Annotated in this window: 20 protein-coding genes, 1 tRNA gene and 1 pseudogene; 7 read left to right on the forward strand and 15 right to left on the reverse strand. The window is 71.2% G+C overall.

The window, feature by feature from the left end:
* Nucleotides 1-82: 82 nt before the first annotated feature.
* Together EYW40_RS10620 and EYW40_RS10625 are read left to right on the forward strand one after the other, a co-directional pair.
* Complete coding sequence (locus tag EYW40_RS10620) at nt 83-727, forward strand: helix-turn-helix domain-containing protein (protein ID WP_135821578.1); 645 nt, start codon at nt 83-85, stop codon at nt 725-727.
* An 80-nt stretch (nt 728-807) separates the two neighbouring features.
* Entirely contained in the window at nt 808-1,224 is a 417-nt protein-coding gene (locus EYW40_RS10625) for a DUF8146 domain-containing protein (RefSeq protein ID WP_135821579.1), read from the forward strand.
* Here the strand turns inward: EYW40_RS10625 and EYW40_RS10630 are convergent.
* The gene (locus tag EYW40_RS10630) at nt 1,221-1,676 is read right to left on the reverse strand and encodes a DUF5814 domain-containing protein (protein WP_135821580.1); all 456 of its coding nucleotides are present in this window, start codon (nt 1,674-1,676) and stop codon (nt 1,221-1,223) included. The genes EYW40_RS10625 and EYW40_RS10630 overlap by 4 nt on opposite strands.
* A gap of 303 nt (nt 1,677-1,979) precedes the next feature.
* Here EYW40_RS10630 and EYW40_RS10635 point away from each other — a divergent pair, with 303 nt between their 5' ends.
* Nucleotides 1,980-3,296 (forward strand): MFS transporter, encoded by a 1,317-nt coding sequence (locus tag EYW40_RS10635; protein ID WP_135822057.1) that lies wholly within the window; start codon nt 1,980-1,982, stop codon nt 3,294-3,296.
* Nucleotides 3,297-3,323: 27 nt separating this feature from the next.
* Here EYW40_RS10635 and EYW40_RS10640 read toward each other — a convergent pair whose 3' ends face one another.
* The 4 genes from EYW40_RS10640 to EYW40_RS10655 form a co-directional block, all read right to left on the reverse strand.
* The gene (locus tag EYW40_RS10640; protein WP_135821581.1) at nt 3,324-4,541 is read right to left on the reverse strand and encodes a Tm-1-like ATP-binding domain-containing protein; all 1,218 of its coding nucleotides are present in this window, start codon (nt 4,539-4,541) and stop codon (nt 3,324-3,326) included.
* Entirely contained in the window at nt 4,538-4,984 is a 447-nt protein-coding gene (locus EYW40_RS10645) for a cupin domain-containing protein (RefSeq protein WP_135821582.1), read from the reverse strand. Before EYW40_RS10645 ends, EYW40_RS10640 begins: the two co-directional genes overlap by 4 nt.
* On the reverse strand, nt 4,981-5,817 hold the full coding sequence (locus tag EYW40_RS10650; protein ID WP_135821583.1) for a phosphoenolpyruvate hydrolase family protein: 837 nt from the start codon (nt 5,815-5,817) through the stop codon (nt 4,981-4,983). The genes EYW40_RS10645 and EYW40_RS10650 overlap by 4 nt, the downstream gene beginning before the upstream one ends.
* A gap of 100 nt (nt 5,818-5,917) precedes the next feature.
* Nucleotides 5,918-6,931 carry an alcohol dehydrogenase catalytic domain-containing protein gene (locus tag EYW40_RS10655; RefSeq protein ID WP_135821584.1) on the reverse strand — a complete coding sequence of 338 codons (1,014 nt, stop codon included), beginning with the start codon at nt 6,929-6,931 and terminating at the stop codon, nt 5,918-5,920.
* Nucleotides 6,932-7,057: 126 nt separating this feature from the next.
* On the opposite strand from EYW40_RS10655, the gene EYW40_RS10660 reads away from it, so the two are divergent.
* Both EYW40_RS10660 and EYW40_RS10665 read left to right on the forward strand, forming a co-directional pair.
* A tRNA-His gene (locus tag EYW40_RS10660) sits at nt 7,058-7,130 on the forward strand.
* Nucleotides 7,131-7,240: 110 nt separating this feature from the next.
* Nucleotides 7,241-7,429 (forward strand): DUF8027 family protein, encoded by a 189-nt coding sequence (locus tag EYW40_RS10665; protein WP_135821585.1) that lies wholly within the window; start codon nt 7,241-7,243, stop codon nt 7,427-7,429.
* Nucleotides 7,430-7,436: 7 nt separating this feature from the next.
* On the opposite strand, the gene EYW40_RS10670 is transcribed toward EYW40_RS10665, so the two are convergent.
* The 3 genes from EYW40_RS10670 to EYW40_RS10680 all read right to left on the reverse strand — a co-directional run bounded on the left by EYW40_RS10670 (nt 7,437) and on the right by EYW40_RS10680 (nt 11,564).
* Entirely contained in the window at nt 7,437-8,921 is a 1,485-nt protein-coding gene (locus EYW40_RS10670) for an MATE family efflux transporter (protein WP_135821586.1), read from the reverse strand.
* A 158-nt stretch (nt 8,922-9,079) separates the two neighbouring features.
* Nucleotides 9,080-10,558: an MATE family efflux transporter gene (locus EYW40_RS10675; protein WP_375137157.1), complete on the reverse strand. Its 1,479-nt coding sequence runs from the start codon at nt 10,556-10,558 to the stop codon at nt 9,080-9,082.
* A 79-nt stretch (nt 10,559-10,637) separates the two neighbouring features.
* A complete protein-coding gene (locus tag EYW40_RS10680) occupies nt 10,638-11,564 on the reverse strand; it encodes a DUF3267 domain-containing protein (protein WP_135821587.1) in 927 nt (308 codons plus the stop codon).
* 129 nt (nt 11,565-11,693) lie between these two features.
* Between EYW40_RS10680 and EYW40_RS10685 the strand changes: the two genes are divergently transcribed.
* On the forward strand, nt 11,694-12,752 hold the full coding sequence (locus EYW40_RS10685) for an alcohol dehydrogenase catalytic domain-containing protein (RefSeq protein WP_135821588.1): 1,059 nt from the start codon (nt 11,694-11,696) through the stop codon (nt 12,750-12,752).
* Nucleotides 12,753-12,841: 89 nt separating this feature from the next.
* Here the strand turns inward: EYW40_RS10685 and EYW40_RS19990 are convergent, their stop codons facing one another.
* The 7 genes and pseudogenes from EYW40_RS19990 to EYW40_RS10715 form a co-directional block, all read right to left on the reverse strand.
* Nucleotides 12,842-13,015, reverse strand: coding sequence for a glycine zipper domain-containing protein (locus EYW40_RS19990; RefSeq protein ID WP_202614498.1), 174 nt, complete (start codon nt 13,013-13,015; stop codon nt 12,842-12,844).
* Nucleotides 13,016-13,150: 135 nt separating this feature from the next.
* Nucleotides 13,151-13,471, reverse strand: coding sequence for a cupin domain-containing protein (locus tag EYW40_RS10690; protein ID WP_135821589.1), 321 nt, complete (start codon nt 13,469-13,471; stop codon nt 13,151-13,153).
* A gap of 59 nt (nt 13,472-13,530) precedes the next feature.
* Nucleotides 13,531-14,169, reverse strand: a complete 639-nt coding sequence (locus EYW40_RS10695) for an alpha/beta hydrolase (RefSeq protein ID WP_135821590.1) — start codon at nt 14,167-14,169, stop codon at nt 13,531-13,533.
* A pseudogene (locus EYW40_RS20455) lies at nt 14,166-15,121 on the reverse strand (ring-cleaving dioxygenase). The gene EYW40_RS10695 and the pseudogene EYW40_RS20455 overlap by 4 nt, the downstream one beginning before the upstream one ends.
* Before the next feature lie 122 nt (nt 15,122-15,243).
* On the reverse strand, nt 15,244-16,020 hold the full coding sequence (locus tag EYW40_RS10705) for a PHP domain-containing protein (protein ID WP_135821591.1): 777 nt from the start codon (nt 16,018-16,020) through the stop codon (nt 15,244-15,246).
* Between the two features lie 31 nt (nt 16,021-16,051).
* Nucleotides 16,052-16,477: a low molecular weight phosphatase family protein gene (locus EYW40_RS10710; RefSeq protein ID WP_135821592.1), complete on the reverse strand. Its 426-nt coding sequence runs from the start codon at nt 16,475-16,477 to the stop codon at nt 16,052-16,054.
* Between the two features lie 54 nt (nt 16,478-16,531).
* A complete protein-coding gene (locus EYW40_RS10715) occupies nt 16,532-17,707 on the reverse strand; it encodes a CBS domain-containing protein (protein WP_135821593.1) in 1,176 nt (391 codons plus the stop codon).
* A gap of 132 nt (nt 17,708-17,839) precedes the next feature.
* On the opposite strand from EYW40_RS10715, the gene EYW40_RS10720 reads away from it, so the two are divergent.
* Nucleotides 17,840-18,208, forward strand: coding sequence for a cupin domain-containing protein (locus tag EYW40_RS10720; protein ID WP_135821594.1), 369 nt, complete (start codon nt 17,840-17,842; stop codon nt 18,206-18,208).
* Nucleotides 18,209-18,212: the final 4 nt, after the last annotated feature.

Consider the following 18,212-nt stretch of genomic DNA (forward strand, 5'->3'; position numbering starts at 1 on the left):
CGCTGGTACGCGGTCCCACGGAGAAAGCTACGGGACTCCATGCGGAGTGGGTTTTATATGATCGCGGCGGCGACCCCCGCACGTGTACGAGGCCACCTTCCGCGTCGGCGACACCGAACAGCCGATCCCGACCGCCGGCCGCGAGGTCCGCGTCGACCTGTGGTGCAACGACCACTGCGACCTCGTCCGGGCGGTCGGCGACGACGCCGACGCCGCGCTCGCGGACGTCGCGGCGACGGTGGGAGTCGCCGACCGGGTGCGGGACGGCGGCGAACACGTCGCCGTGACCGAGGAGTGTCTCGCCGCCCGGCGGTCGGACAACGTCGAGCGCTACGTCGGGCGGCACGGCTGCCTGCTCCTCCCGCCGCTGCGGTACGCCGACGGCGAACGCGTCTCCCGGGTGCTGGCGCTCTCGGGCGACGCGCTGGGCCGCGTGTACCGCGACCTCGTCGACGACGGCCACGAGGTCGCCGTCGAGTCGAAACGCGGGGTCGACGCCGTCACCGGGGAGGGGCCGCTGCTCGACCCCGGCGGCGTGGTGCCCCAACTGACCGCACGCCAGCGCGAGGTGCTACTGACCGCCGTCGAGGGGGGCTACTACGATCTCCCGCGGGAGACCACGACGGCGGCGGTCGCCGAGTCGGTCGGCGTCGAGCGACGGACGGCCGAGGACCACCTCCGGCGCGCCGAGCGGAAGGTGGTCGAGGCGTTCGCCGGCTACCTGTAGGGGCGCGGCCGGCCGCCCCGCCGCTGATGCGAACGTCTGACAAACGATTAAGTGGATTGAGATTTGATCCTCGGGGAGAGATGGGCAACAAGAACAAGACGATCTCCTTTCGCGTCAACGAGGACGCCTTCGAGACGCTGCGGGAGATCGCAGAGGAGCGCGACCTCTCGCTGTCGGCGGTGTTCCGCGACTACGTGGACACGCTCGTTGCCCACGACGGCCAGGTACGGGTCGTCCCGGAGCACGAGCTAAACGAGGGCGAGGAGGACGATTCGACGTTCCCGCCGAAAGTCGAGGTGCCGAAGAGCTTCGTCCGCGAGCACGAACGGCTCGAACTGGAGGCCGAACACCTCCGCGAGCAACTGGAGGAACACAAACGCTACGTCACGGAGCTCCGCCAGCGGTTAGAGGAACAGAGCGACGAGGAGGACGTGATCCAGTTGGAGGAGTTAGACGGCGGGGACGACGAGGACGAGCAGTCCTACCGGTTCACCTAGCCGGACAGCGTCTTCTTCTCCTCGCGGATCCGCCGCCGCATCTCGTCGTTGCCCTCCACCTCGGCGAGTTCCTCGGCCGCCTCCAGCGTCCGCACGCCGTTGTCGAGGAAGGAGAGCACGTCGCCCTCGTAGGCGTACAGCATGTAGTCGTCACCCATCACGTCGACGATGGCGGAGGGGCCCAGCCCCTGGGCGCGCAGTTCGAGCAGGTAGCGGACGAACTTCTCCTCGGGGTGGCCGCAGTAGGGGTTGTTGTCGCAGCTACAGTCGAGGAAGTCCTCCGCGAAGTCGAGCACCTTGTCGCGGGTCGCCTCGTTCAACTTCTCCAGCCCGTCGCCGGTAAACAGCACGTCCAGCGTCGCCCCCTTGAACGCCCCCTTCGGGATGTTCGTGTCGAGCTGGGAGCTCAGCTGCCGGTGGTTCTTGACGTAGATCTTGTCCGTGATGGCCACAGTTGGACCGTCGTAGGGGCGACGCGAGCAAAAGCCTCCCGGATACCGGCGGCCGGCGACGCGCGGCCGGGAATACGTCCTTAAGGTGGCCATATCCGATGGAGGATCGACCGCACCCGCGGAGAGAGCGGTATTTCGGGACGTTTGTCAACGGTTACTGTTTTGTATTCCCCGATTATCTACCGATATAGCCAAAATGAGCCCGATCGTGCACAATTCGTGTGTCTCGACGAACGGTACCGACCCGCCGCGGCGGCCGCCGGCACGGCGGCCCGCGGGGTGGTGAGCGTGGGGCTGATACCGATGACGAAGTGGCGGACGCTCGTGCTCGCCACCGTCGGGTTCAACTTCTCGTTTCTCATCTGGTTCTCGTTTGCCCCCTTCACCGGGCCGATGGCCGCGGAGTTCGGGCTGTCGACCGCGGAGATCGGGATCCTCGCGAGCGCCGCCATCTGGCTCGCGCCGTTTGGCCGGATGCTGACGGGGTGGCTCTCGGACAAGTACGGCGCGCCGACGGTGTTCGCCATCGTGCTCGCGTACGTCGGCGTCTTCTCGATGGCGAGCGCGTTCGCGCAGTCCTACGCCGTCTTCTTCGTCGAGCGGCTGATCGTCGCCACGGCCGGGATCACGTTCGTCGTCGGCATCCAGCACGTCGCGGAGTGGTTCCCGGAGGAACAGCTCGGCACCGCGGAGGGGATCTACGCGGGGGTCGGCAACGCCGGGGCCGCGGGCGGCGCGCTGGTCCTGCCCCGCGCCTTCGGCCCGGAGTGGAGCGGGCCGATCTTCCAGTCGAACTGGCGGGCGGCGTTCTTCTACACGGGGGTCGTCGCGGTCCTGCTGGCGGTCGTCTACTACGCGCTGGGCGAGGCCGCGAAAAGCGAGGAGCGCCGGCAGGCGACCGCCGACAGCGCGACGCTGAAGCAGTGGGTTCACACCGCCACCCGCTACGGGACGGTCGTGGCCGCGCTGGCGTACGTGATGAGCTTCGGCCTCGAACTGTCGATGGCGAGCTGGCTGACGACGTACTACCAGCGGGCGTTCTCGACGGGGGACCTGGTGCTCGCGAGCACGTTCGCGGGGACGTTCTCGATCGCCGCCGGGCTCCTGCGCCCCATCGGCGGCTACGTCAGCGACGTGCTTGCCCGGAAGGAGATGAACATCCTGCCCGTGTTCACGGGGCGCTACCGCGAGCAGTGGACCTTCCTTTCGCTGTGTTTCATCGTCGTCGCGCTGCTGGTCATGACCGCCGCGGGCCTGTCGGGCGTGGTGCTGGTGACGGTCGTCGCCGGCTTCCTCGTCGGCATGTCCTGTGCGTTCGCCGAGGGAGCCATCTTCGCGCAGGTGCCCGCGATGTTCCCGAACAGCTCCGGGTCGGTCGCGGGCATCGTCGGCGGCGTGGGCACCGTCGGCGGGATCGCCTTCCCGCTCATCTACTCCGGGGCGGTGCTCGACCTCCCGAACCTCCACGTCGGGTACGCCGTCGTCGCCGCGATCATGGTGCCGATCGTCCTGCTCAACGCATGGGTGTACCGCCCGCGGATCGCCGAGCGCGCGACCGTCGACGGCTTCCTCGACTGGGGGAGCGCGAGCGGTCCGGAGGGCGTCCCCGGCGACGACTGAGCCGCGATGGCCGGCGGGCGCTGCCGCTCAGGCCCGCCCAGACTCCCGCATGAGTTCGTCGAGCCGGCGGGCCATCGCCAGCGCGAACTCGTCGTCGTTGACGTCGGTCTCCATCTCGACGAGGTCCACGTCGTCGGTCAGGTGCTCCCGGAGCGCGTCGAACAGCGCCTCGTCGGCCTCCGGGTCGTGGAAGTCCTCGCCCTCGACGTCCAGCATCGAGACGCCCGCGAGCGGGAGATACACCGCGACCGGACCGTCGGCGTCGTTGAGCTTCCCCGCGATGATCTCGCCGATCGCCGCCGTCTCCTCGGGCGTCGTCCGCATCAGCGTCACCTGCGGGTTGTGCTCGTGGAACGTCCGGTCCGCGAACGCCTCGGGGACCGAGTCGCGCGGCCCGAAGTTCACCATGTCGAGCGCGCCGACGGAGACGACGTGCGGGATCCCGACCTCGCCGGGCGCGTCCAGCCGCTCCGGCCCGGCGTTGAGCACGCCGCCGACGTGTTCGTCGGCCCACTCCGTGGTCGTCACGTCGAGGACGCCGTCGATGATCCCCTGGCGGACGAGGTCCTCCATCGCCCGCCCGCCGGTGCCGGTGGCGTGGAAGACGATCGTCTCGTAGCCCTCCGATTCGAGGTACTCGCGGGCGGTCTGGACGCAGGGGGTCGTGACGCCGAACATCGTGAGCCCGACGGTCGGCTTCTCCTCGACCTCGACGTCGGCCTCGTGCGTGACCATCCCGACGACCGCCAGGGCTGCGTTGGCGATGATCCGCCGGGAGAGCTGGTTCAGGCCCTCGATGTCGGCGACGGAGTACATCATCGTCACGTCCGTCGCGCCGACGTACGGCTCCACGTCGCCCGACGCCATCGTCGACACCATCACCTTCGGGACCCCGACCGGCAGGTCCCGCATCGCGGCCGTCGCGATGGACGTGTTCCCCGAGCCGCCGAGCCCGAGGATCCCGTCGAGGTCGCCCGCCTCGTACAGTCGCGTGGCGACTTCGGCCGCGCCCCGGCCCATGACGTCCATCGCCTCCCCGCGTTCGCCGCTGTCACGCAGGTCCGCGAGGCTCCCGCCGCCGGCCTCGGCCACCTCGGCGGCGCTCGTGTCCGGTTCGAAGACGGGGTCGCCCATGACGCCCGTGTCGACCACGTGCACGTCGACGCCCTGGGCCGTGATCACGTCGCGGGCGAAGCCGATCTCCTCGCCCTTCGTATCTAACGTGCCGACGATGACGACGCTCACGGCTCACCACCCGTCGCCTCGCCGCGGTTCGCCGCGGGCAGTTCGCCCGGCGGGACGACTTCACAGCCCGGGAGGTCCCGGAGCTCCGCCTCGGGGCCGGGCGGCGCGTACACCGCCAGCAGCACGAGGGGTTCCCAGCCGGTGTTCTCGGTGCCGTGCTCGACGCCCTCGGGGACGAACACCAGTTCGCCGGCCGTGATCTCCCGCCGCTCGTCGCCGAGTTCCTGCTCGCCCGTCCCGCTGATGACGTAGAGGATCTCGTCGCTGTCCGGGTGGGTGTGACGCTCGTGACCCTTGCCCGGTTCGAGCCGCACGACGCCGGCGCTGAACCGCTCGCCGCCGGTCACCTCGGGCGTGCTCAGCCACTTCAGGACGCCCCAGTCGAACGCCTGGCTCTCGACGTCGTCGGGCGCGACGAGGCGCCCGGTCTCGGCGTCGCTCATCCGAGATCGATCTCCTTGAACTCCCGCGTCTGGTTCTCGATGGCCTCCTCCGTCGGGAGGCGCTCGATGCTGGACGCGCCGAAGAAGCCGACCACGCCTTCGGTGTTCTGCAGGACGTACTCGGCGTCGTCCGGCCAGGCGATCGGCCCGCCGTGGCAGATCACCATGACGTCCTCGTTGACCGCCTTCGCGGCGTCGTGGTGGGCCTGCACGCGCTCGGCGGCGGTTTCCAGGTCGAGCGCCGTCTCGGCCCCGATGTCGCCGGAGGTCGTCAGCCCCATGTGCGAGACGACCACGTCGGCCCCGGCCTCGGCCATCGTCCGGGCCTGCTCCTCGGTGAACACGTACGGGCAGGTGAGCATCCCCCGGTCGGCGGCCTCGCTGATCATCTCGACCTCCTTGTCGTACCCCATCCCCGTCTCCTCCAGGTTCTGCCGGAACCCGCTGTCCTCGTCGATCAGCCCGACCGTCGGGAAGTTCTGGACGCCCGAGAACCCGCGGCGCTTGAGGTCCTCGATGAACACGTCCATCTCCCGGAAGGGGTCGGTCCCGTTGACGCCCGCGAGTACGGGCGTGTCCTCGACGACGGGCAGCACCTGCCGGCCCATGTCGACGACGATCTCGTTGGCGTCGCCGTACGGCAACAGCCCGGCCAGCGACCCGCGGCCGTTCATCCGGTAGCGCCCGGAGTTGTAGATGATGAGCAGGTCGACCCCGCCGCGCTCGGCGAACTTCGCCGACATCCCCGTGCCCGCGCCCGCACCGATGATCGGCTCGCCCGATTCCGCCGTCTCCCTGAGTCGCGAGAGCGACTCCTCGCGGTCGAAGTGCATGGCACTAGATACCGACGACCGGGGCCGTAATCAAGATTCGCCAACAGGTACCGCGGTCGCCAGCGGGGCCACAGCGGCGGGTGTCGACCGCCGCCCCGCCTCAGTCCGTGACGACGATCTTGCCGACCGTCTCGCGGTCCCGCATCGCGGCGAACGCCGCGCCGGTCTCGGCCAGCGGGTACGTCTCGTCGACCGCCGGCGAGAGGTCCCCGGCCGCGACCAGGTCGACGAGGCGCTGCAGGTCGGCCTGGGTGCCCATCGTGCTGCCGATCACCCGCTTGTGGCCGAGGAAGAGGTCCGGGATGTCTATCTCGGATCGCCCGCCCGCGGTGCGCCCGCAGACGACCATCCGCCCGCCGCGCCGGAGGAGGTCGAGGCCGAGGTCGGTGTAGGGGCCCCCGAGGTGGTTGACGACGGCGTCGGGCTCGCCGACGTCGCCGACCGCCTCGCGCAGGTCGTCGGGGTCGGTCCCCCGCACCGTGTGGTCGGCACCCAGCGCCGCGACCCGGTCGAGCTTCGCCGCCGACGAGGAGGTGCCGACCGTGCGGACGCCCAGCACGTCGGCGAGCTGGACGCTCGCGACGCCGACGCCGCCCGTCGCGCCGGGAACGAACACCAGGTCGTCCGGCTCGACGTCGGCCAGCTTGAGCATGTGGTAGGCGGTCACGTACGCCGTCGGCAGGGCCGCGGCCGCCGTCGCGTCGACGTCGTCGGGGAGCGCGATCAGGCGGTCGGCGGTCACGAGCGCCGACTCCGCGAGCCCGCCGTGGTACAGCGAGAACGACGCACAGCGGTTCTCCGGCCCCTCGCGGCAGAACCGGCAGTGCCCGCAGGTCTGGTTGGGACAGAGCAAAACGCGGTCGCCGGGCGCGACGCCCGTGACGCCGTCGCCCACGTCGCGCACCGTCCCGGCCACGTCCAGCCCGCTCACGAACGGCAGGTCGTCGGCGTCGACCATCGCCGAGTCCCCCTCCAGTATCCAGAGGTCGTGGCGGTTGATCGAGCACGCTTCGACGTCGACGACCGCCTCGCCCGGCCCCGGCTCCGGCGTCGGCTGTTCGACGATCGACACGCCATCCGGGCCGGTCAGTTCCGCGAAGGCTGCGGCGCGCATACCGGACGATCGGACGCCTCGTTCATAGGTCCGGGGCTAGCGGCGACCGAGGCCCGTGGCCGCGTACCACGCGTCGGCCCGGAGTCGTAACGTATTTTAATTCCTCGTCCGCTACTCGTAGATGTGTCCGGGTTGGGGTAGTGGACTATCCTTCAGCCTTGTGGAGGCTGAGACGCGGGTTCAATTCTCGCACCTGGACCTTCTTCCGACGAACGCACGGCGAGCGGCTAGTTCGGTGTGCGGCCGGATTGCAGACGTGTCAGCGAACGCGCGCCGAGCGATAAGTGACTGTGGGAACGAGTAGCACCCATGCCAGTCTCCGGCTACGACCCCGAGGACGTCGACGACGCGCTCGAATCGCGGCTGGGCGAGTCAGGGCTCCGCGAACGGCTCGACGACGAGGAGTGGGACGCCTACCGGGCCGAGGAGGCGTCGCTGGTCGACCTGCTGGACGAGGACGAGATAGCGCGGCTGCTCGACGCGGACCGGGACCGGTGATGCCCGGCTACGCCTCCGCCTCGACCTCCGGTTCTGCGTCCCCAGCGTCGGCCGTGTCGGCGGCGACGGGGTCGTCGGTGAGGTCGGCGTCGCGCCAGGTGCCCCGGCGGTACCACGCGTAGCCAAGGGCCGCGCCGCAGACGTTCGACACCGCGAAGGCGAGCCAGATGCCCTCGGGACCGTACGGGCCGGAGGCGAACCACGCGACCGGCAGGCGGATCCCGCCGAGCATGGCGATGGAGACGGCCGCGGCCGTGAGGGTCTTCCCGGCCCCGCGGAACGCGCCCTTGTAGGCGTGGAAGATGCCGGTGAAGCCGAAGGTCGGCGCGACGTAGCGCAGGAACAGCCGGCCGACCTCGACCACCTCCGGGTCGTCGGAGAACACGGCGACGATGTTGCCGGCCCCGAGCCAGACCAGCACGCCGGCCCCGGCGAGGACGAAAAACATCGCGCGGGCGGCGAAGTGGGAGGCGGTCTCCGCGCGGTCCTCCTCGTCCGCGCCGATGTTCTGCCCGGCCATCGTCTCGACGCCCCTGCCGACGGCGATGGCCGGCAGGAAGATCACCGAGAACATCCGCACGCCGACGCCGTAGGCGGCGACGACGACCGTCGGGAACGTGTTGACGATGACGAGCATCAGGTTCACCGCGACGGCGTTGCCGGTCCCCTCGACCGAGGCCGGGACGCCGACGCGAAGCAGTTTGCGGAGGTAGGCCAGGTCCGGCTTCATCTGGGCGGGGTGTATCTGCACGCCGCGCGTGCCGCGGAGCATGATCGCCATCCCGATGCCGGTTGCCAGCGCCCGCGAGGTGACGGTGGCGTACGCCGCGCCCTCGACGCCGAGGCGGGGGAACGGCCCCCAGCCGAAGATGAGGAACGGGTCGAGCACCATGTTGAACACGACCGTCACGAACATCACCAGCATCGGCGTCACGGTGTCGCCGTACCCCCGCATCAGCGACATGAACACGAAGAAGGCGAACATGAACACCATCCCGAGCGAGATGATCTCGAGGTAGGCGGTCGCGCCCGGCAACACGTCGGCGTCGGTGCCGAGCAGTCGGAGGATGTCACCGACCGCGAAGTAGCCGACCGCACCGAGCACGACCGACGCGATGACGGCGAACGTCACCGTCTGGGAGGCCGCGAACTCCGCGCGGCCCTCGTCGCCCGCGCCGACGTTCTGGGCGACGAGGATGCTCCCGGCGATGGAGATGCCGAGGCCGAGCGAGATGAGGAAGAAGACGACCGGGAAGGCGACGCTGATCGCCGCCAGCGCGTCCGTGCTGTACCGGCCGAGCCAGATCGTGTCGACGAGGTTGTAGGCGGTCTGGAGCAGGTTCGTGACGACGATCGGCAGGGAGAGGTAGAACAGCGGCCGGCCGATGCTGCCGGAGGTGAGGTCGAACTCGTCGCGGGTCTTGAACACCCGCCCGACGCGCCGGCGGACCCCGCCGACCAGGCGCGAGACGGGGCCGTCGCCGCGGGTCATCCGTAGATCACCGTCGGGGCGGCGCGCGGGTCGGCACGGGCGGCATGCGATCGGGGGACGGCTGGGGCGGCGGCTCGCATGTGGGTGGCGGAACGTATCGGCGGGCGCGGCAAAAGTCCGACGAACGCGGAACGCCGCGCGGGCGGCGGGGCGCGGCGCTAATCCCCGGCCGAACCCTCGGGGCGGTACGACCGGCTGACCGCCTTCCAGCGGCCGCCAGCGAAGCGGTAGTACGTGACGACGGCGGGGACGAGCGTCTCCAGCACCAGTGCGACGTACAGCGCGCCGATGCCGAGCGCCGGCAGCGTGCCGACCGTCGGGACCGGCACCGACGCCGCGCCGAGGTAGGCGACCGGCAGCGAGAACGCGTAGAGGCCGAGTGCCTGCCCGTAGAACGGCCAGCGCGTGTCGCCGCTGGCCCGGAGCGGGCCGGTCGCGCCGCCGCTGACGCCGCGGAACACGACGCTGACGCAGGCCACGGCGACGAACGTCGCCACGAGCGGGAGTATCGCCGGGTCGTCGACGAACAGCCGGCCGACCTGCTCGGCGAACAGCAACACGCCCGCCGCGCCGACGACGTAGACGGCGACGCCGAACCGGAGCACCTCGCGGCCGTACGTCTCGGCGTCGGCCTCGTCGCCGGTGCCGAGCGCCTGCCCCACGAGGCTGCTGGAGGCCAGCGAGAACCCCCAGCCCGGCGTGTCGAGCAGGTCCCGGACCCGCCGGGCGACGACGAAGGCGGCGACCACGTCCGACCCGAACAGCGCGACGATGGCGAGCATCGGGAACTGCGCGGCGCGCCGGGCGACGTTCGTGAACACGAGCGGCATGCCGATCGAAATCACGTCGCGGACCTCGGCCGCCGTGACGAACGGGCCGGCGAGCGAGACGGTCACCGGGAACGCGCCGACGAGCGGGAGGCGGCCGCCCGCGAAGCCGACCGCGAACGCGGTCAACACGAGGACGTTCGCGGCGACCGTGCCGACCGCGGCCCCGACGACGCCCATGTCGAGGCCGAAGACGAGCACCGCGTTGACGGCGACGTTTATCGCGGCCCCGCCGGTCCGGAGCACCATGGGCGTCCACGCGTCGTCGGCCCCGACGAGCGTCCGGCTGCCGATCAGGTTCAGCCCCGCGACCGGCACCCCGAGCGCGACGACAGCGAGGTAGTCCGCGCCGTAGGCAGCGGCGGCGGGGTCCGCGCCCAGCAGCGCGACGAGTTCGTGGGGGACGGCCAGGTACAGCGCGGCGACGGGCACCGCGATGGCGAGGACGACGAGCGCGCTGGTCGTCACCGCCAACGACAGGCGGTCGTCGGCGTCGGCCCCGTAGCGCTGGGAGACGAGGCCGATCGTCGCGCCGGCGACGCCCGCACCGAGACCGAACGCGAGCCCCCAGAACGGCGTGGCGAAGCCGACGCCGGCGATGGCCGCCGGCCCCAAGGCGATCCCGACCATCGCCACGTCGGCCGCGGACTTCGACATCCGCGCGACGCCGGTGACGATCCGCGGCCACGCGAGGTCGGTCGTCCGCTCCGCTCGGCGGGCGTCGAGCAGGCCGACGCGTGCGAGCGCGAGGCCGATCCACAGCAGCGCCAGCCGGAACGGGTTCGGCGGGCGAGGGGGGCGGAACACGATCCGGACTCGGCCGCTCGGCGGGAAAGGTCTTGAGAAAGTGGCAGCCTCAACGCGCGGTCGGCCCCTCCCCCGCGGCGGGTTACCTGTCGGCGGGCGCGTCGGCCGCCGCGGCGTCGGACGCGCGGCCCCGCCGCCGATAGCTCCGGGCAAACGCGTAGGCCACGCCGGCCGCCGCGCCGAGCGCGAGCACCCCCGGGCCGATGGTGAGGGATATCTCGTACGGCCTGTTCACGAAGGAAAACAGGTGCGTGAGGGTGCCTGGCGTCCCGACGGTGAACGAACCGACGCCGAGCGACGTCAGCACGAACGGGCCGGCGACCGCGAGCAGGAACAGCGCGCCGACCGCCGCGACGGCGGCCCCTGAGAGCGCGTCCCAGACGAGCGCCGTGACGGACAGCGACCCCGGGCGGTCGGCCGGGCGGCCGAGGATCCTGACGCCGGTCGCGTGGTCCTCGAGGCGGACGTGGGCGGGGTAGCCAAGCAGCGTCAGCGTCATCCACAGATCCGCCACCGCGCCGGCCGCGTTGGCCGCCAGCGGGACGATAAGCCACCCCCAGTCGAGGGCCAGCATCGCGGGCACCCCGACGGCGGTCAGCACGACGAGCGGCGTCAGCAGGACGACGATGAACTGGTTCCGGCTGAACTCGTGGTCCGTCGTCGCGTAGGCGTAGGGGAGGATGAAGTGGGCGACCCCGACGCCGTACCGTGCCCGGCCGCCGTAGTACCGGATCGCGAGCCCGTGCAACAGTTCGTGGGGGACGACAAACGCCGTCGCCAGAACAGCCAGCACCAGCAGGTTCAGCGCGTCGGTCCACCAGGCGACGCCCGCCGGCGCGAACTGAAACGACGCCGGATGGCCGGCGACGGCCTGAAAGAGGGCGCTGAACCCGGCCGCCGCGGCGACGAACCCGAGCGTCCCCAGCGCGCTCATCTGGATCGCGAGGCCCCGCGTCAGTTCGAGGTCCCCGAGCACCGTTTCGCGGTCGTCGCCGGTGGCCGCGGTCATAGCGGGGGTTCGACCCGGCGCGACTTAACCCTCACACCGCCGTGACGCCGGTTGCGGGCCGGCCAGGGGCAGGCCGTCCCATTCGCCGCCACCCAAACGACTAATCCCGCGGGCGGACCACCCTCCGCCATGCGCGCGCTCGTCCTCGAATCGTACGGCGAACCGCTCGCGGAGCGCGACCTGCCCGAGCCGACCCCGGACCCGGACGGCGCGGTCGTCGAGACGGAGGCCTGTGGCATCTGCCGGAGCGACTGGCACGCCTGGCAGGGCCACGGCGACTGGGTCGACGACCGCGTCCCGACGGGGCAGGTGCTCGGCCACGAACCGGCGGGCGTCGTCCGCGCGGTCGGCGAGGACGTCGAGTCGGTCGAACCCGGCGACCGCGTCGTCGTCCCGTTCAACCTCGCCGACGGCACCTGCCCGGCCTGCCGGCGCGGCCGGACGAACTACTGCGAGGGGGCCACCGCGCTCGGCTTCGGCCCGGACGCGCCGGGGGCGTTCGCCGAGGCGTTTCACGTCCCGGAGGCCGACGTCAACGCCGTCCCGCTCCCCGACGAGGTGTCCGCGACGGCCGCGGCCAGCCTCGGCTGCCGGTTCGTCACGGCGTTCGAGGCGCTCGACGCGGTCGCGGACGTGGGCGGCGGCGACCGCGTCGTCGTCGTCGGTTGCGGCGGCGTCGGCCTCTCGGCCGTGCAGGTCGCGGCGGCGCTGGGCGGCACGCCCGTCGCCGTCGACGTGCGCGACGCGCCGCTGGAACTGGCGGCCGACGTCGGCGCGGCCGAGACGATAAACGCCGACGCCGTCGACGACGTGCCCACCCGCGTCCGGGACCTGGTCGGCGGCGCGGACGTCTCCGTCGACGCGCTCGGCACCGCCGACACCTGCCGGACGGCGGTCGACTCGCTGGCCCGCGGCGGGACGCACGTGCAGGTCGGCCTCACCGGCGACGACGACCGCGGCGAGATCCCGCTCCCCGTCGACGACGTGGTCCAGCGCGACCTGACGGTCGAGGGGTCCCGCGGGATGCCGCCGGCCCGCTACGAGGAACTGTTCCGCCTGATCGCGAACGGCCGGGTCGACCCCGAGGCCCTGGTCACCGACACCGTCGCGCTGGGCGACGTCTCGGACCGCCTCGCCGCGATGAGCGAGTTCGACGCCGTCGGCGTCGAGGTCGTGACGGAGTTCTAGCGGTCGCTATACTTTCCCGTTGGTCGTCGGCTCCGGTCCCGAAGATCGGTTACTGAGTGGGCCTACTCATCGCTCAAAGTCATATACCTCTATTCCCGGTTACTCAGTCCAGCTCCGATTGCAGCACCAAGTGCCACTCCGATAGCGAGCCACAGTCCGAGATTATCCGTAGCAGAACCGATAGCGACGCCGATTGCAAGTCCAATCGCCATCCCTACCCCCGTGTCTCTCTTGCTCGGCTCTGTCTCGCTTTCCTCGCTCATGTACTATCCCGAGACTTTAGCAGGTGGTAAGTCCTCCCTCTGCACTAACCAGGAGTATCACGCTACTCCGACCGGAGAAATAGCCTCGCCAGCTACTGTGAAGGTCGCGTGTCGGTAGGGAGGCGGTGTGACGCGCTACGGTGCACCCGCCAGCACGAACGTGCTCTCCGCGTCGCCGTTGCTGACCTGTCGCTCCGCCCCCGGCGGGATGCGGACCGCGTCGCCCGGTTCCATCGCCACGTCCTCGCCGTCGACGGTCACCGTCGCCGCGCCGTCGACGAGCACGTACACCTCCTCATGGCCCTCGTCGGCATGGTCGTGGGCTTTCCCCTCCCAGCCCGGCTCGCAGTTCAGGACCGACACGCCGAGGTTCTCACAGCCCAGCGGGTCGCGCAGGAAGTGCAGTCCGCCGGCGACCGGGTCGACGTCGTCGTAGTTGACGTGGGAGTACGTCATGCGTAGTCCTTGGACGGCGCGGCGGAAATAGCTTCACCGGGCGGCGGGGCAGGCCGAACTCAGTCGGCGATGTCCGCGACCAGCCCGCCGACGAACTCTATCTCGTCCTCGTTGACGCCGTGGCCCATCCCCTCGTAGATGCGCTCGGTCACGTCGCCGTCGAGGCGCTCGAAGGCGGCCGTCGTCGCCTCGACGCGCTCCAGCGGGATGTGCGGGTCGACGTCGCTGCAGCCGAGGAAGACGGGCGTCCCCTCGACGGAGCCCTCGTACGCGTCGGGGTCGACGGTCTCGCCGATGAGTCCGCCCGAGAGCGCGGCGAGGAAGCCGTAGCGCCGCGGGTTGCGCGCGACGAACTCGCTGGCGAGGCAGGCCCCCTGTGAGAACCCCATCACGCCGACGCGCTCGACCGGGATCCCCGCGTCGGTCGCTCGCCCGACCGCGTCCTCGACCGCCTGCAGGCCGGAGGTGCGCCCGGGTTCGTTCCGCTCGACCGGCGCGAGGAAGGAGTTGGGGTACCAGGTGTTGCGCGCGGCCTGGGGCGCGAGGTAGGCGACGCCGTCGGCGTCGAACTCGGCGGCCATCGCGACGATGCTCCGGGCGGTCGCGCCGCGGCCGTGGACCATCACGACCGCCGCGTCCGCCTCGTCGAGTTCCGCGCCGGCCGAGACGAGCGGCTGGTCCTGGTGCGGACCGGTCATCGCTCCGCCCTCCCCAGCGGCGGCAGCGCCGCCTCGATCGACTCGCGCGAGTCCGCCAGCCACGGCGGGAGCTTGAGGTCCGAACCGAGTTCGTCGACCGACTCGTCGCGGGTGAAACCGGGGCCGTCGGTCGCGATCTCAAAGAGGATTCCGCCCGGCTCCCGGAAGTAGACCGACTTGAAGTACTGCCTGTCTTTCTGCTCGGTGACGCGGTAGCCGGCCTCGACCAGACGCTCGCGCCACGCCAGTTGCGTCTCCTCGTCCGGGGCGCGGAAGGCGACGTGGTGGACGGTGCCGGCGCCCTGCTGGCCCCGCCGGGCGTCCGGGCGGTCGAGCACGTCGACGACGGCCGCGCGGTCGCCGGCGGCGCGGTAGCGCGTTCGGTCGCCGTCCTCGGCGACGGCCTCGTAGCCGAGCGCCGACAGCGCCCCTGCGGTGGCCTCGGGGTCGAGCGAGTCCAGCGTCACGCCGTGGAACCCGCGGACGGCGTGCTCGGCCGGCACCGGGCCGTCGGCCACGGCTCGACGTCGCTCTCGGCGGCGACGAGTTCGAGCGGCTGGCCGTCCGGGTCGCGGAACGGGACGACCGTCTCGCCGAAGCGCTCGACCGGCTCGTCGGCGTCGACGCCCTCGGCCTCGAAGCGGTCGAGCCAGTAGTCGATCGACCCCGACGGGACGGCGAACGCCGTCGCGCTCGCCTGCCCGCGGCCGACGCTGCCGGGCGTCCCGCGCTCGAACGGGAAGAAGGTCATCGCCGTCCCGGGGGTGCCGGTCTCGTCGCCGTAGTACAGGTGGTACGTCTCGACGTCGTCGAAGTTCACCGTCCGCTTCACGAGGCGCAGCCCGAGGACGTCCGCGTAGAACGCGACGTTCCCCCCGGGGTCGCCCGCTATCGCCGTCACGTGGTGGAGACCGGCGGTTCGGTCCCCGCTGTCGGGTGTCGCAGTCACGATACCGATCGTAGGGTGCCGGCGCTTATACGGCTTCTCGGACGGGCGCGACACCAGGTGACACGAGTGTTATCGGAGCCGCGGGGCGACGCAGGCGTCGGCGGACGTCGCCGGCGACCCGCCCGTCACTGGAGCGCGGGCGGCGCGACCGGTTCGATCCCGCGGTCCGCGAGGAAGCCGTCGAGGAACGCCGCCCGCTCCCCGATCTCCCCGGGCGCGTGGGAGTCCGTCCCGACGGTGAGGCCGACGCCGCGGTCGCACAGCGCGTCGAGGAACGCCGGCGAGGGGTGGACGAGCGCCTCCTCCCGCAGGGCGCGCCCGGCGTTTATCTCGGGGACGGTCCGGGAGTCCGCGAACGCGGCGGCCGCCCGCCGGTAGTGGGCCGCTGTCGCCCGGCCCCGCAGCGGCGGCACGCGCTCGATCAGGTCCGGGTGGGCAGCCACGTCGAACAACTCCGACTCCGCCAGGGCGACGAGCGCGTCGAAGTACTCGTCGACGACGGCGTCCAGTTCGGCGTCGGCCATCCCCGCGAAGTTCGACGGGCGCTGGACGTTCAGCCCCCGGACCTCGTGGACGCTCCCGACGGCGTAGTCGAAGTCCGCCTCGGCGAGGAAGTCGGCGATCCGCCCCTCGTCGGCCGGGGCGTAGTCCATCTCGACGGCGTCGTACACGGCGACGTCGGCCGCCTCGCGGACCTGCTCGATGCCGCGGCGGCGGCGCTCGTACGTGCGGTCGAGGTTGAACCCCAGTTTCGCGCGGGCCGCCCGCGGCCCCTCGCGGGCCGAGACGTTGCAGTGGTCGGCGATCCCGACCGCGTCGAGGCCCGCCTCGCTCGCGGCCCCGACCATCGCCGGGATGAACCGGCCGTCCGAGTAGTTGGAGTGGACGTGGTAGTCGCGCACGGCCGGGAACACGACCGTAGCGGACTTGAAACTACGCCGCGTCGCCGAACTGCTCGTCGAACAGCGCCCGCACCCGCCGCTGGACCTCGTCGCGGATCTCGCGGACCTCCTCGGGACTTTTCCCGTCGGGGTCGGTCAGCGCCCAGTCGCGGACGTCCACGTCGGCGTCGAGCGAGAGCGTCGAGCAGCCCATCGTCGCCACCACGTCGCAGGCGTCCAGTTCCTCGGTCGACACCTCGCGGGGCGTCCGGTCCGAGAGGTCGACGTCGACCTCGCGCATCGTCTCGACCACCTCGTCGTGGACCGCGTCGGCGGGGCGGGTGCCGCCGGTGACTATCTCCACGCGGTCGCCGAGGCCGCGGCGGTCCCGCTCCCGCTCGGCGAAGGCGGTCGACATCTGGCTGCGGCCGGCGTTCTGGACGCAGACGAACCCGAGGCGAACCGTGTCGTCGGTCATGGCACAGCCTCTCGCCTCCCGGGGAAAAGCGGTTGCTATGAGCCCTCGGGAGCGCTATATATCCGCGCGGTCGGCCGTCCCCGTCTCGCGGGCGGGCTCCAGCGACCCCGTCGACTGGATGATGTTGAACGCGGTCATCACGTCGGTCCGGGAGACGAGGCCGACCAGTTCGCCCCGCTCGTCGAGGACCGGCAGGCGGCCGATCCCGTTGCGCTGGATCGTCTCGATGGCCGTCATCGCGTCGGTGTCCGGCGAGACGGTGCGCAGGTCGCGGGTCATCACCTCGGAGACGGTGTAGGCGTCCCGCTCGACCTCCCGGACCTCGCGGGCGTCGTCGAGCGTGACGAGGCCGACGAGTTCGTCGCCCCTGACCACGGGGTAGCCGGTGTGGCGTTCGGTGAACATCCGCTGCATCAGTTCCGCGATCGAGGTGTCGGGCGAGACGACGTGGAGGTCGTCGCGGGGCGTCATCAGGTCCCGGACCGTGACGTTCTGGAACGCCGCCTTCATCGTCACCTGCTGGGACTCGCTGGACGCGCCGATGTAGATGAAGAAGGCGATGCCGACGAGCAGGATCTGGAAGTTGAGCAGGCCCCAGAGGCCCAGCAGGAGGGCAAAGCCCTTCCCGACCTCCGCGGCGATCTGGGTCGCCCGGGCGTACGGCCGGGTACGGGCGAGCAGGGCCCGCAGGACGCGCCCGCCGTCCATCGGGAAGCCGGGGAGCATGTTGAACGCCGCGAGGACGAAGTTCAGCAGCGCGAGGTAGCCGACGACGAACTTGACGGTGTCCAGCGACGCGGGCAGCGAGACGAGGGCGACGTAACAGACCGCGCCCACCGCCACGCTGACGACCGGGCCGGCGATGGCGATCTGTAGCTCCTGCTTCCAGTCCTCGGGCATCTCGCTAAAGGAGGCGATCCCGCCGAAGATCCACAGCGTGATCGAGTCGATCGGGAAGCCGTACCGCATCGCGACGAGCGAGTGGCCCAGTTCGTGGAGGACGACGCCGACGAACAGTCCGAGTGCGGCCGCCGTCCCGAGCACCCACGGCGTCGTGCCCTCGGTGAGCGGCGCCGTCGTGATGCCCGCGCTCCAGACGGTGTTCAACACCTCGACGGTCGACCCGACCTGCGAGCCGATGAGGTAGGCGAACAGCGGCAACACGATCAGGAAAGTCAGATCCAGTTTGATCGGTATCCCGAACAGGGACCCGATGCGAAAGCTTCGCATACGGGAAGGTATTCGCGGGCTGGCTATTAAAACGGTCCCCGCGGGACGGACGCGGTCCATCCAGAACCCGGCCGGCGAGCGGCCCCGGCGCGTCGCCGACAGGACTACGGCGCTCGGCGCGTACCTCCGGGTATGTCCCCCGACCCGCTGATCCGCCGCGCGGACGACGTGACGTACGAGCCGGTCGACGCGGCCGACGGCCTCTCGAAGGGCGTGCTCGTCGGCCCGGACGACGGCGCGCCGAACTTCGCCCTCAGGCGGTTCACCCTCGACCCGGGCGCGGAGGTGCCGAAACACACCAACGCCGTCGAACACGAGCAGCACGTGCTGGCCGGCGAGTACGTCGTCGGCGTCGGCGACGAGGAACGGGTCGTCGGTGCGGGCGACAGCCTGCTGATCCCGGCGGGCGTCGTCCACTGGTACCGCAACGAGGGCGACGAGCCGGGCGCGTTCCTCTGTGCGGTCCCGAACGGCGACGACGAGATCCGGCTGACCGAGTGACCGG

The organism is Halostella litorea (assembly GCF_004785955.1).
Classification (GTDB): Archaea; Halobacteriota; Halobacteria; order Halobacteriales; family Natronoarchaeaceae; genus Halostella; species Halostella litorea.